14 protein-coding genes are annotated in these 11,973 nt (G+C 64.1%); 11 read left to right on the top strand and 3 right to left on the bottom strand.

What is annotated here, in order from left to right; translation table 11 throughout:
* Positions 1–3: 3 nt before the first annotated feature.
* The 3 genes from OIM99_RS05545 (at position 4) to OIM99_RS05535 (ending at position 2,042) form a co-directional block, all read left to right on the top strand.
* Positions 4–867 (top strand): cytochrome c oxidase subunit 3, encoded by an 864-nt coding sequence (locus OIM99_RS05545; protein WP_311849331.1) that lies wholly within the window; start codon positions 4–6, stop codon positions 865–867.
* A gap of 63 nt (positions 868–930) precedes the next feature.
* Positions 931–1,311 carry a DUF983 domain-containing protein gene (locus OIM99_RS05540; protein WP_311849330.1) on the top strand — a complete coding sequence of 127 codons (381 nt, stop codon included), beginning with the start codon at positions 931–933 and terminating at the stop codon, positions 1,309–1,311.
* Complete coding sequence (locus OIM99_RS05535) at positions 1,308–2,042, top strand: SURF1 family protein (RefSeq protein ID WP_311849329.1); 735 nt, start codon at positions 1,308–1,310, stop codon at positions 2,040–2,042. The genes OIM99_RS05540 and OIM99_RS05535 overlap by 4 nt, the downstream gene beginning before the upstream one ends.
* A 211-nt stretch (positions 2,043–2,253) precedes the next feature.
* Here the strand turns inward: OIM99_RS05535 and OIM99_RS05530 are convergent, their stop codons facing one another.
* Both OIM99_RS05530 and OIM99_RS05525 read right to left on the bottom strand, forming a co-directional pair.
* Positions 2,254–3,543, bottom strand: a complete 1,290-nt coding sequence (locus OIM99_RS05530) for a class I SAM-dependent RNA methyltransferase (protein WP_311849328.1) — start codon at positions 3,541–3,543, stop codon at positions 2,254–2,256.
* Between the two features lie 33 nt (positions 3,544–3,576).
* A complete protein-coding gene (locus OIM99_RS05525; protein ID WP_311849327.1) occupies positions 3,577–4,308 on the bottom strand; it encodes a TlyA family RNA methyltransferase in 732 nt (243 codons plus the stop codon).
* Positions 4,309–4,369: 61 nt separating this feature from the next.
* Between OIM99_RS05525 and OIM99_RS05520 the strand changes: the two genes are divergently transcribed.
* The 8 genes from OIM99_RS05520 (at position 4,370) to OIM99_RS05485 (ending at position 11,075) form a co-directional block, all read left to right on the top strand.
* Positions 4,370–4,570: a hypothetical protein gene (locus OIM99_RS05520; protein WP_311849326.1), complete on the top strand. Its 201-nt coding sequence runs from the start codon at positions 4,370–4,372 to the stop codon at positions 4,568–4,570.
* A 105-nt stretch (positions 4,571–4,675) separates the two neighbouring features.
* Positions 4,676–5,971 carry a UDP-N-acetylglucosamine 1-carboxyvinyltransferase gene (gene murA, locus OIM99_RS05515; RefSeq protein ID WP_311849325.1) on the top strand — a complete coding sequence of 432 codons (1,296 nt, stop codon included), beginning with the start codon at positions 4,676–4,678 and terminating at the stop codon, positions 5,969–5,971.
* 59 nt (positions 5,972–6,030) lie between these two features.
* On the top strand, positions 6,031–6,498 hold the full coding sequence (locus OIM99_RS05510; RefSeq protein WP_311849324.1) for a DUF2948 family protein: 468 nt from the start codon (positions 6,031–6,033) through the stop codon (positions 6,496–6,498).
* 48 nt (positions 6,499–6,546) lie between these two features.
* Positions 6,547–7,842 carry a histidinol dehydrogenase gene (hisD, locus tag OIM99_RS05505; RefSeq protein WP_311849323.1) on the top strand — a complete coding sequence of 432 codons (1,296 nt, stop codon included), beginning with the start codon at positions 6,547–6,549 and terminating at the stop codon, positions 7,840–7,842.
* A 3-nt stretch (positions 7,843–7,845) separates the two neighbouring features.
* On the top strand, positions 7,846–8,325 hold the full coding sequence (locus tag OIM99_RS05500) for a UPF0262 family protein (protein WP_311849322.1): 480 nt from the start codon (positions 7,846–7,848) through the stop codon (positions 8,323–8,325).
* A 33-nt stretch (positions 8,326–8,358) separates the two neighbouring features.
* Positions 8,359–8,817 carry a low molecular weight phosphatase family protein gene (locus OIM99_RS05495; RefSeq protein WP_311849321.1) on the top strand — a complete coding sequence of 153 codons (459 nt, stop codon included), beginning with the start codon at positions 8,359–8,361 and terminating at the stop codon, positions 8,815–8,817.
* 61 nt (positions 8,818–8,878) lie between these two features.
* Positions 8,879–9,835, top strand: a complete 957-nt coding sequence (gene ispH, locus OIM99_RS05490; RefSeq protein WP_311849320.1) for a 4-hydroxy-3-methylbut-2-enyl diphosphate reductase — start codon at positions 8,879–8,881, stop codon at positions 9,833–9,835.
* 91 nt (positions 9,836–9,926) lie between these two features.
* On the top strand, positions 9,927–11,075 hold the full coding sequence (locus OIM99_RS05485; RefSeq protein ID WP_311849319.1) for a mechanosensitive ion channel family protein: 1,149 nt from the start codon (positions 9,927–9,929) through the stop codon (positions 11,073–11,075).
* Here OIM99_RS05485 and OIM99_RS05480 read toward each other — a convergent pair.
* Complete coding sequence (locus OIM99_RS05480) at positions 11,010–11,966, bottom strand: DMT family transporter (protein WP_311849318.1); 957 nt, start codon at positions 11,964–11,966, stop codon at positions 11,010–11,012. The genes OIM99_RS05485 and OIM99_RS05480 overlap by 66 nt on opposite strands.
* Between the last annotated feature and the right edge of the window lie 7 nt (positions 11,967–11,973).

Here is an 11,973-nt window from a genome sequence, read left to right as displayed (position 1 = left end):
CTCATGGCTGACGGCCACGCCAAACCGAACCACGATTATCACCTCGTCGACCCGAGCCCATGGCCTCTCATGGGCTCGATCTCGGCCTTCCTGGCCGCGGTCGGCGCGATCATGTGGATGAAGGGCATGATGATGTTCGGCCTGAAGCTCGGGCCCTACATCGCCGGTGCCGGTTTCATCGGCATTCTCTATGTCATGGCCGCTTGGTGGGCTGACGTGACGCGCGAAGCGCAGGGGGGCTATCACACCCGCGTCGTGCAGATTCACCATCGCTACGGCATGATCATGTTCATCGCCTCCGAGGTGATGTTCTTCGTGGCGTGGTTCTGGGCCTTCTTCGACGCCAGCCTCTTCCCCAACGAAGTGCATCAGGTGGCGCGCGCCGAATTCCTCGGCGGTATCTGGCCGCCGAAGGGCGTCGAAGTGTTCGATCCGTGGCACCTGCCGCTCTTGAATACGCTGATCCTGCTGACCTCGGGCACCACCGTCACTTGGGCGCATCATGCGCTGCTGCACGGCGATCGCGACGGTCTGAAGAAGGGCCTGTGGCTGACGATCATCCTCGGCGCCATCTTCACCTGCGTGCAGGCTTATGAATATGCCCACGCGCCGTTCGGCTTCAAGGATTCGATCTACGGCGCCACCTTCTTCATGGCGACCGGCTTCCACGGCTTCCACGTGCTGGTCGGCACGATCTTCTTGATCGTCTGTCTGGTGCGCACCTATGCCGGCCACTTTACGCCGACGCAGCATCTCGGCTTCGAATTCGCCGCTTGGTACTGGCACTTCGTCGACGTGGTGTGGCTGTTCCTGTTCTGCTGCATCTACGTCTGGGGCAATCACGGCGCTCCGATCGCGACGCACTGACGGCCGCGTCAGACCTGCTATAAAGGGCGGCGACAAGCCGCCCTTTTTTGTTTCGGGGTCGAGATGGATTTCAACAACAACTACCATGCGCCGCAATCGCCCTATGCGACGGGCCTGGCCGGCCGGTGCCCGCGCTGCGGGCAAGGGCGCTTGTTCAACGGCTTCATCAATCTGGCACCGAAATGCGATGTCTGCGGGCTCGATTATAAATTCGCCGACTCCGGCGATGGCCCTGCCGTCTTCGTCACCTTGTTCGCCGGCTTCCTGGTGTTGGGTGCGGCGCTGTGGACGGAACTCAATTACGAGCCGCCGTTCTGGGTTCACATGGTGATCTTCCTGCCGCTGACGATCATCGTCTGCCTCGGCATGCTGCGGCCGCTGAAAGGCCTGCTCATCGCTCTGCAATATCGCAACAAGGCCGAGCAGGGGCGCTTCGACCAATGAGTGCCGGCTGGGCCGCGCGCGCCCGTCCGCTGCTTTTGCCGGCGTTGTTCGCCACGGCGGTTTTCGCCGTCCTCGTGTCGCTGGGCGTGTGGCAATTGCACCGGCTGACGTGGAAGGAAGGGCTGCTCGCCCAGATCGACGAGCGGCTCAAGGCGCCGGCACAACCCTTGCCGCCAGCCTCGTCCTGGCCGTCGCTATCGCAAGCCGCCGACGAATATCGCCATGTCACGGTGAGCGGCGTGTTCGATCACGCCAAGGAAGCCTTCGTGTTTCGCACCGCTGGCGCGGGTTTGGGCGAAGCGGGCTTTTACGTGATGACGCCGTTGCGTCTGGACGGTGGCGGCACGCTCTTCGTCAATCGCGGTTTCGTGCCCGAGCGTCTGCGCGATCCCGCGCAACGGGCGGCCGATCAGGTGACCGGCAGCGTCACTTTTTCGGGCGTGCTGCGCTGGCCGGAAGATCGCAACATGTTCACGCCATCAGACGAGCCGTCCCGCCGCACTTGGTATACGCGCGATCCGCCCTCGATCGCCAAGGCCCTGGATGTGGCCGATGCGGCGCCGTTTTCGCTCGATGCCGATCCTGATCCCAAAGGCGCGGTGCTGCGTGGCGGCGCCACCACCGTCAACATCCGCAACGATCATCTGTCCTATGCCTTCACCTGGTTCGGCTTGGCAGCAACCTTGGTCATTGTCTTCGGTCTGGTCGTCTGGCGGCGTTTGCGCGCCTGAGCTGTGGCCGCCTTTTTGTCGTGTCGCCGAAGCCTCCGTGTCATCCCGGGCGCCGCAGGCGACCCGGGAACCAGGGGCCACAGTGTCATTGCTGCTTTTTTCGTGTAGCCGCTCGATCGGCTACATCGTGCCTGTTGCCCCTGGTTTCCGGATCACGCTGCGCGTGTCCGGGATGACACCACGGCTTCGGCTTGTCGCACCGCTCGCGCGTCTAACCCAGCAGACTGCGTTTGCGCTTGGTGCCGCGTGCGGCCCGCTTGCTGAAAGCGGCGACGACTTCGACATGCGCCGAGTGCCGGAACTGATCGACCGGCGTCACCGCGCCGATGTCGTAGCCGCCGGCGATGAGGAGACTGGCATCGCGCGCGAACGTCTGGGCATTGCAGGAGACGGCGACGACGACGGGCACGTCCGATTGCGCCAGTGCTTTGGCCTGTGCCTCAGCGCCGGCGCGCGGCGGGTCGAACACGACCGCGTCGAAATCCTTCAATTCCGCAGGCGGCAGCGGCCGGCGGAAGAGATCGCGCGTTTGCGCCGTCACCGCCTTGAGGCCGGTTGCCGTATGCGCGGCGCGCGTCAAAGCATTGACCATGGCCGCATCGCTTTCCACGGCCAGCACGCGTGCCTTCTCGGCCAGACGCAGACTGAATGTGCCGACACCGGCGAAGAGATCGGCGACATGCTCGCTCTTGCCGACGGCCTGCCTGACGAGATCGCTCAGTGCGGTTTCGCCGGCCTCGGTGGCTTGCAGAAAGGCGCCAGGCGGCGGCGTCACCAGGGCGCGACCCATTTGCAAACGTGGCGGCCGGTTCTCGACGATCACTTCGCCATGGTTGGAAAGCCGCGCGAGATCGATCGTCTGTGCCAGTTCGACCATTTGCTGCCGCAGCGCCGGCGCGAGCTTGCCGACGCCGCGAATGTCGACATCGAGCCCTTCGAGGCTCGTGGTCAGCAGAATGTCGAGCGGCTTGCCGGTTTGCGCCAACAATTGCGCGATGCGCCGCGCCACCCGTGGCGCACTGGCAAGCGCCGGCGTCAGGATCGGACAGGCATCGATATCGACGATGTCATGGGCCCGCGCGCGCATGAAGCCGACTTCGATGGTCGCGCGCTCCAGCGCATCGCGTTTGATGCGGGCGTGAAAGGTAACGCGTCGCCGTCCGTCGCCATGGGCATCGACGAGTGGGGCGACCATTGCGTCGACGCGCTGATGCATCAGCGCCGCGCTGACGAGATCGGCTTTCCATTGCGCATAAGGCGCAGGCGCCAGCGTCTGCACGGCGCAGCCGCCGCAGGCGGTAAAATAGGTGCAGAAGGCTTCAATGCGCTCGGGCGACGGTTCGATCACGCGCACGAGCCGGCCCTGGCTGCCCTCAAGTTCCGCTTCGACCACGTCGCCGGGAACGGTGAAGGGCACGAAGACCTGCGCGTTATCGTTCACGGCGATGCCTTCGCCGCGCTGGCCGAGCCGTTCGATGGTGAGGGTGCTGGTGCGGAACATGGTGCTGTCTAACGGGTCCCGAGTGAAAAAGCTCTAGCCGCGCGCCGCACCGATCAGGAATTCGCGATTGCCGTCGCCACCTTCGATGGGGGAGGGCACGAGACCGAGGCAGCGCCAGCCGAGGTCTTCCACCAGCGCCCGGATTTTGGCGCAGACGGCCTCATGGACTTGGCGGTCGCGCACCACCCCTTTGTTCACTTTGGCCGGCCCGGCTTCGAATTGCGGCTTGATGAGAGCGGCAAGCCGCGCCTGGGGCGCCGCCAGGGCCAGCACCGGTGGCAGGACCAGGCTGAGGGAGATAAAGCTGACGTCGCTGACGATCAGCTCGGGCGCCCCGTCCGGAAAATCCGCCGCCGTCAGCTGCCGGGCGTCGGTACCCTCGCGGGAGACGACCCGGGGATCGTTCTGCAGGCGGGCGTGGAGCTGGCCATGGCCGACATCGACCGCATGGACGCGGATGGCGCCGCGATCCAGCAAAACCTCGGTGAAACCGCCGGTCGAGGCGCCGATATCCAGGCAAACGCGGCCTTTCGGGTCGAAACCGAAGGCATCGAGGGCGGCCACCAGCTTCAGTCCGCCGCGCGACACCCAGGGATGCGGGGCGCTGGCCTGGATTTCGGCATCCTCGGCGACATCCTCGGCCGGCCGGCGCACCTGTTTGCCGTTGGCGAAGACGAGCCCGGCCTCGATGGCGGCGCGCGCCCGGGCCCGGCTCTCGAAATGGCCCTTTTCGACCAGAAGGACATCGGCCCGGCGCCGCGACATGGGTTATTCCTTCCAAACGGCACTCTTGACGACACTCTTGCCCGCCGATCGACGGGTTTATATGTCATTTCCCATGGTTTCCGACACCAAATCCGAGGGCGAAACGGCCGATTCCGCCGCCAAAACGCCCGAGCCCAACAGCAAGGCCGTGGCCGCCGAGGCCCGCCAGCGCCGCCGCGCCCAAGCGCTGCGCGACAATCTCAAGCGCCGCAAGGACCAGTCCCGTGGCCGCAAGGCTGGGGGCGCCCCGGAAGAGCAGTAACCTCCCTTGGTGATTGGGGCCTCGATCCGGCCGGAATCATGTTAGAAAGGGCGCAACAGGCGTCCCTGGCGATGCCATAGATGACGCCACTTATTGAGAGTGCAGATGGACCGGATTCGTATCGTCGGCGGACAAAAACTTAACGGGACAATTCCAATTTCGGGGGCAAAGAACGCGGCACTGCCGCTCATGATCGCCTCTTTGTTGACCAAGGAAACCTTGGTGCTGGAGAACGTGCCGCGTCTGGCTGACGTGCGCATGCTGATCCGCATCCTCGGCAATCACGGCGTCGATCACATGATCGACGGCAAGCGCAATGGCGACAGCGCCCATGCCGGCCAGACCATTCGTTTCACCGCCGGCGACATCGTCGACACGACGGCGCCTTATGATCTGGTCTCGCGCATGCGTGCCAGCTTCTGGGTGCTGGCACCGCTGGTTGCCCGCATGGGTGAGGCGCGGGTGTCGCTGCCGGGCGGTTGCGCCATCGGCACGCGCCCGGTCGATTTCCTGCTGCTGGCCATGGAAAAGCTCGGCGCGCAGATCGACATCGACAGCGGCTATGTGGTCGCCAAGGCGCCGAAGGGCCTGCGCGGCGGCGAGATCAACTTCCCCAAGGTCACGGTCGGTGGCACGCACACGGCGTTGATGGGCGCGGTGCTCGCCCATGGCGACTCGCTGATCCGCAACGCGGCTTGCGAGCCTGAGGTGACCGATCTCGCTAATTGCCTGGTCAAAATGGGCGCGCGCATCAAGGGCATCGGCACGTCCGAGCTGGAAGTCTCCGGCGTCGGTTCGCTCGGTGGCGCGCAGCACGCGGTTCTGCCTGATCGCATCGAGGCGGGCACCTTCGCCATGGCGGTGGCCATGGCCGGCGGCGATGTGTTTCTGGAAAACGTTCGCCCCGATCTCCTGCAATCGGCGCTCGACCACCTGGCGCAAGCCGGCGCCACCGTCACCTCGAACAATCACGGCATCCGCATCCAGCGCAATGGCGCCGGTATCGCGCCCGTCGATGTGACCACCGATCCCTTCCCCGGCTTCCCGACCGATTTGCAGGCCCAATTCATGGCCCTGATGACCCGTTCGTCCGGCACGGCGCGGGTGACGGAGACGATTTTCGAGAACCGCTTCATGCACGTGCAGGAATTGGCCCGTCTCGGCGCCAAGATCCGGCTCGATGGCGACACGGCGATTGTCGAGGGCGTGCCCAAGCTCAAGGGTGCCCCGGTGATGGCGACCGACCTGCGCGCCTCGGTGTCCCTTGTCATCGGCGCCTTGGCGGCCGAAGGTGAAACAACCGTCCATCGCGTCTATCATCTCGATCGTGGCTTCGAGCGGCTTGAGCACAAGCTGAGTGGCTGCGGTGCGATGATCGAACGCCTGAGCGATCCGGGCTAGCAGCCTGGCCCGATAGGCGCGGTGCAAGCCGTGCCGATCCATGACGTGGATATGAACCGATGAACGCGCCGACGAAAACATCTGCCGAACCGCTCCGCCTGTTCGCTGTCGACGGCGAGGACGTGGAAGTGCTGTCGGCTGCCATGCAGGACGCTATTTTCCGCGTCGCCGATATGGCTTATCTGCCGGCGCAGCGTCGCTTCGCCATGGTCGGCTGCCGGTTCGATTGGCTGGCCGCCGCCTGCTCCGGCAAGGCCGAGCGCACGCGCGCCGGCCTGCATTTCGACAGTGTGCAGAAGGCGGCTTTGTCCGGCTTCGATCCGAAGAACCGCGAGACCACGCTCAATCTGCTCGGCATCACCTTCTCGCAAGAAGAGGCGCCGGGTGGGGTGGTCGAGCTGGTCTTCTCCGGCGGAGCGGCGGTGCGCTTGCATGTCGAATGTATCGATGCGCAATTGCGCGATCTGGGCGAGCGCTGGTCGGCGCGGGCCGTGCCCGGGCATCCGCTCGGCGAAACCGATAAATAAATTTGACGACTGAGCGCGCTGGAACTGCGTGCCACGAGGAGTAATCGTATGCCTGTGCGGCTGGATATGCGCGATGCTGAATTCGAGCGCGAATTCACGGCGCTGCTCGCCATGAAGCGTGAAGTGTCCGAGGACGTCGACAATGCGGCGCGGACCATCATTGAAGACGTCATCGCGCGCGGTGATGCCGCTTTGGTGGATTTGTCGCGGAAATTCGATCGTGTCGATCTCGGGGCGCTTGGTCTGCGCATATCGCGTCAGGAGATCGACGCGGCGGTCGCCGCCAGCGACAAGGCGGCGGTGGACGCGCTGCATTTCGCCCATCGCCGCATCCTCTCCTTTCATCAGCGGCAGCGACCATCCGATGTGCACTTCAACGATGAGGAAGGTGTCGAGCTCGGCTGGCGCTGGAGCGCGGTGGAAGCGGTTGGCCTTTACGTGCCCGGCGGCACGGCGAGCTATCCGTCTTCCGTGCTGATGAACGCGGTGCCGGCGAAAGTGGCCGGCGTGCCGCGCATCGTCATGGTGGTGCCGACGCCCGACGGTGTCGTCAATCCGCTGGTGCTGGCCGCCGCCGATATCGCCGGTGTCGATGAGATCTATCGTGTCGGAGGTGCCCAGGCCGTGGCGGCGCTGGCCTATGGCACGCAGACCATCGCGCCCGTCGCCAAGATCGTCGGTCCCGGCAATGCCTTCGTCGCGGCGGCCAAGCGCCGCGTTTTCGGCAAGGTCGGCATCGATATGATCGCCGGCCCCTCCGAAGTGCTCGTGCTCGCCGATCGCACCGCCAATCCCGATTGGATCGCCGCCGATCTTTTGGCCCAGGCCGAACATGACGTGGCGGCGCAATCGCTTCTCATCACCGACGACGCTGGCCTCGCCGATGCGGTGATAGCAGCCGTCGAGCGGCAACTGACGACATTGCCGCGTCGCGACATCGCCGGCGCGAGCTGGCGCGATTTCGGCGCCGTCATCCTATGCGACAAGCTGGTGAATGCGATTCGCATCGCTGACCGTCTGGCACCCGAACATCTCGAGATCATGGCGGTGGATGCCGATGCCCTGGCCGCCAAGGTGCGCAACGCCGGCGCCATCTTCATCGGCGGGCACACGCCCGAGGCCATCGGCGATTATGTCGGCGGCTCCAATCACGTTCTGCCGACGGCGCGTTCGGCGCGCTTCTCGTCCGGGCTTGGCGTGCTTGATTTCATGAAGCGGACTTCGCTCCTCAGGTGCAGTGCTGAAAGCCTGCGCGTGCTGGGGCCGCCGGCCATTGCTCTGGGCAAGGCGGAGGGGCTCGATGCGCATGCGCGCTCGGTCGCCATCCGCCTCAACCTTGGATGATCTATGACCGCTGAGAATGCGCGCCGCCTGCTTACTGTAACGCTTGACGAGGCCTCCATCGGCCGAGGCAATGCCGATCAGGAGCACGAGCGCATGATCGCGATCTATGATCTGATCGAGGACAGCAATTTCGCTCTGCCGGGCCGTGATGACGGCCCCTATGCACTGCATATCGCTATTCACGACAAGAAGCTGGCGCTCGACGTGCGCAGCCACGATGGCCAGAACATCGTCACCCATATCATTTCGCTGACGCCGTTCCGCCGCATCCTGCGCGACTATTTCGCCATCTGCGAAAGCTATTATGCGGCGATCCGCACGGCCACGCCGGCGCAGATCGAGGCCATCGACATGGGCCGGCGCGGCCTGCACAACGATGGCGCGCATCTGTTTGCCGAACGGCTCGACGGCAAGGTGGAATGCGATTTCGACACGGCGCGACGCCTGTTCACGCTGCTGACCGCGTTGCACTGGAAGGGCTGATCCCATGGCCCGAAAAGCCAAGGGATCCGCCGGATGAGCGATCCCGCCGCCCCGCCCTTTGCCGTGCGCAAACGCCCGCAATCGCTGCTGTTTGCCTGCACGTTCAATTCGGTGCGCTCGCCGATGGCCGAGGCGATCGGTCGCAGCCTGTTCCCGCGTGAGGTATTTTTCGCCTCCGTCGGGGTACGCCATGGCGAGCTGGACCCTTTTGCGGTGGCGGCCATGGCGGAAATCGGCATTGATATGACCCGCCATGTGCCGCGCACCTTCGACGATCTCGAAGACGACAATTTCGACATGATTATCAGCCTGTCGCCGGAGGCTCATCACACGGCGCTGGACTATATTCGCACCATGGCCATCGATGCGTTATACTGGCCGACGATCGATCCGACGGCCGTTCACGGATCGCGCGAGCAACGGCTCGAGGCCTATCGCCAGGTGCGCGATGGTTTGATGGAAAAAATCACGGATATGTTCCGCAACGGCTAGTCTTGGTATAGGCACCGCTGTCCGGGGCTACGGCGCGGCAAAGGTGTTCTGGATAGGTTTGATGAGCGAACGGCCGAAACTTCAGATCCTGCTCTGCGCGCCGCGCGGCTTCTGCGCCGGCGTCGTGCGCGCCATCGACACGGTCGAGCGCGCGCTGGAGATCTACGGCGCGCCGGTCTACGTCCGTCACGAGATCGTCCATAACCGCTATGTCGTCGACAGCCTGCGCGCCAAGGGCGCGATCTTCGTCGATCATCTCGATGAAATCCCCGACACCGAGGCGCCTGTCATCTTCTCCGCTCACGGCGTGCCGAAGGCCGTGCCTGCCGCCGCCAGGCAACGCAATTTCCTCACCATCGATGCCACCTGTCCGCTGGTGACGAAAGTGCATCGCGAGGCTGAGATTCATGCCCGGCGCGGCCGCACGGTCGTGCTGATCGGCCATGCCGGCCACCCCGAGGTCGAAGGCACCATGGGCCAATTGCCCGCGGGTGCTGTCGTACTCGTCGAGACGGTTGATGATGTCGAGAAACTGACGCCGCTCGATGAGAAAAATCTGGCCTGGGCGACGCAGACCACTCTGTCGGTGGACGATACCCGCGAGATCGTCGAGGCGCTGACGCGCCGTTTCCCCGACATCGTCGGCCCGCATAAGGAAGACATCTGCTACGCCACCACCAACCGGCAGGATGCGGTGAAGGCTGTTGCCGCGCAGGTCGATGCCATGATCGTCGTCGGCGCGCCGAATTCGTCCAATTCGCTGCGCCTGCGCGAGGTCGCCGAACGATCCGGCTGCCCGATCGCGCTTCTGGTCGAGCGCGCCGCCGATATCGATTGGACGATGCTGCAAGGGGTGAAGCGGGTCGGCATTTCGGCGGGCGCCTCGGCGCCGGAAGTGCTGGTCGAGGAAATCCTCGATGGCTTCCGCGCCCACTTCGACGTTGCCGTGGAAACCGTGGTGACGGCCCAGGAAGGTGTCCATTTCCCGCCGCCGCGCGAGCTGCGTCAACGCGTCTAAGTCCAAATCGCCAATTAGATGAAGCGGATGGAACTTGGGTCGAGGTAAGCGGTTGTCCCCTGGGGGAGACAACGCGTGAAGCCTTGGACCGATGTCTCTTGCTGAATTGCTGGCGCAAGCCGAACTCGTGATAGCCATCTTTCCTGTCTGGCTGGTTGATCTGGTCGGGCTGGCGCTGTTCGCCGTCCTGGCCATCGTCGTCCATCGTTTCGTCTTTCAGCGCCTGACCCGCATGGTCGCCGATCGCGATCTGTTCTGGCGCTCGCTGGTCTCGCGCACCTACGGTCCCTCGCGTCTGTTCGCCATCATGGTGGCTTTGGCGATCGGGCAGGCCGTCTTGCCGCTCTCGCCGGGACTGGCGCAGGTTCTGGAGCGTTGCCTTACCATCGCGCTAATCATCCTGATCGCCTGGATGGCGCAGATCGCCGTGCATATCTGGACGGTGGTCTATCTGCGTCGTTTCAAGCTCGATGCGGAAGACAATCTGCTGGCGCGCAAGCATGTCACGCAGTCGAACATTCTGCGCCGGGTCGTCAATCTGCTGATTATCGTCATCGCCATCGCCGCCTGTCTGATGACCTTCGAGCGCGTATGGCAATATGGCCTCAGTCTGTTGGCCTCGGCCGGCGTGGCCGGCGTCGTCATCGGTCTGGCCTTGCAGCCGGTGTTGAAGAATCTCTTCGCCGGCATCCAGCTGGCCATCACCCAGCCTATTCGTATCGATGATGCGCTGCTGGTCGAAGGCGAGTGGGGCAATGTCGAGGAAATCACCTCCACCTATGTGGTGGTGCGCATCTGGGATTGGCGACGGCTGGTGCTGCCACTGAGTTATTTCATCGAAAAGCCGTTTCAGAACTGGACGCGTGAAGGCGCCGCGCTCATCGGCAACGTGATGATCTATCTCGACTATATGGTGCCGATCGATGAACTGCGCCGCAAGGTCGAAGCGATCGCTCGCAACTCGCCGCTCTGGGACGGCAAGGTGGTCAATGTGCAGATCACCGATTTCAAACAGGCGACCATGGAAGTGCGTATTCTCGTCAGCGCTTCGACTTCGGCGCGGACCTTCGATCTGCGCTGCGAAGTGCGCGAGGAGCTGATCAAATTCCTGCGCGCGGAATATCCCCAGTCTTTGCCGCAGACGCGTTTGCAAGTCGCGTCAGATGATCCCCGCTCAGCCGTGCAGCAGCAGAACGATACCGCTCACGATCAGCGCCATGCCAATATATTCGCGCCCTGACGTGCCCTGTCGAAACAGGCGGCGGGTGACGACTTGCGCCATCAGCACCTCCACCAGAGCCAGGGTGCGCACGGCCGCCGCCGAGGTGAGAGTGAACGCCATCAGCCACAATTGCGAGGCGAGCGCGCCCATGGCGCCGGCGAAGAGCGACTTGCGCCAGTTGACGGCAATCGCTTTCAAAAGCGCGCGGTCGAACAGCGCCAGATAGACGACGATCAAGGCGCATTGCATGAGCTGCGCCGCCAGCAGCGCCGTGGTGGCGATGATGACGACGCTCGATCCTTCAAGTCCGATCAGGCCGCCGCGATAGCAGGTCGCCGACAAGGCGAAGAACGCTCCGCCGGTGAGGCCCAGCGCCGCCGATTGCCATTCCTTTGGATCGGCCTTCGCGCCAGCCGCGCGCTTTGGCCAAGACATGAGCATGACGCCGGCCGTGGCGATCAATACGGCGGCGATAGCCGCGGGCGAGAGATGATCGCCAAGAAACACGGCGCCGAAAATCGCCAGAATGATCGGTTCGGTCTTCGTATAGGCCGTGACCACGACGAAGGAGCGCATGGTCATGCCGGCGAGCATCAGGCCTGTCGCCAGCATCTGTGCCAGTGCGCCACCCAAGAGCCAGGCGAGGCTCGGCGTCGACATCGCCGGCGGCTTCATGCCGAGAATGACGGTCTCGAACAGGAAGAGGGCGAGGATGAACGGCAGGCTGAAGAGAAAGCGGACGTAAGTGGCGCCGGCCGTGCCGAGGGTGGCGGTAAGGTCGCGCTGCATGGCATTGCGCGCCGTCTGGGCGGCCGAGGCGCCAATGGTGAAAAAAGCCCAGGCCCAAGAGACGGCCCAAGAGAAGGTCCAGGAAGCAATTCCAGCGAAAGCGGCCGATAAACCCAGCATTCCAACT

Source organism: Methylocella sp. CPCC 101449 (assembly GCF_031921685.1).
Lineage (GTDB): Bacteria > Pseudomonadota > Alphaproteobacteria > Rhizobiales > Beijerinckiaceae > Terripilifer.
This window is presented reverse-complemented; position numbering and strand designations above follow the sequence as displayed.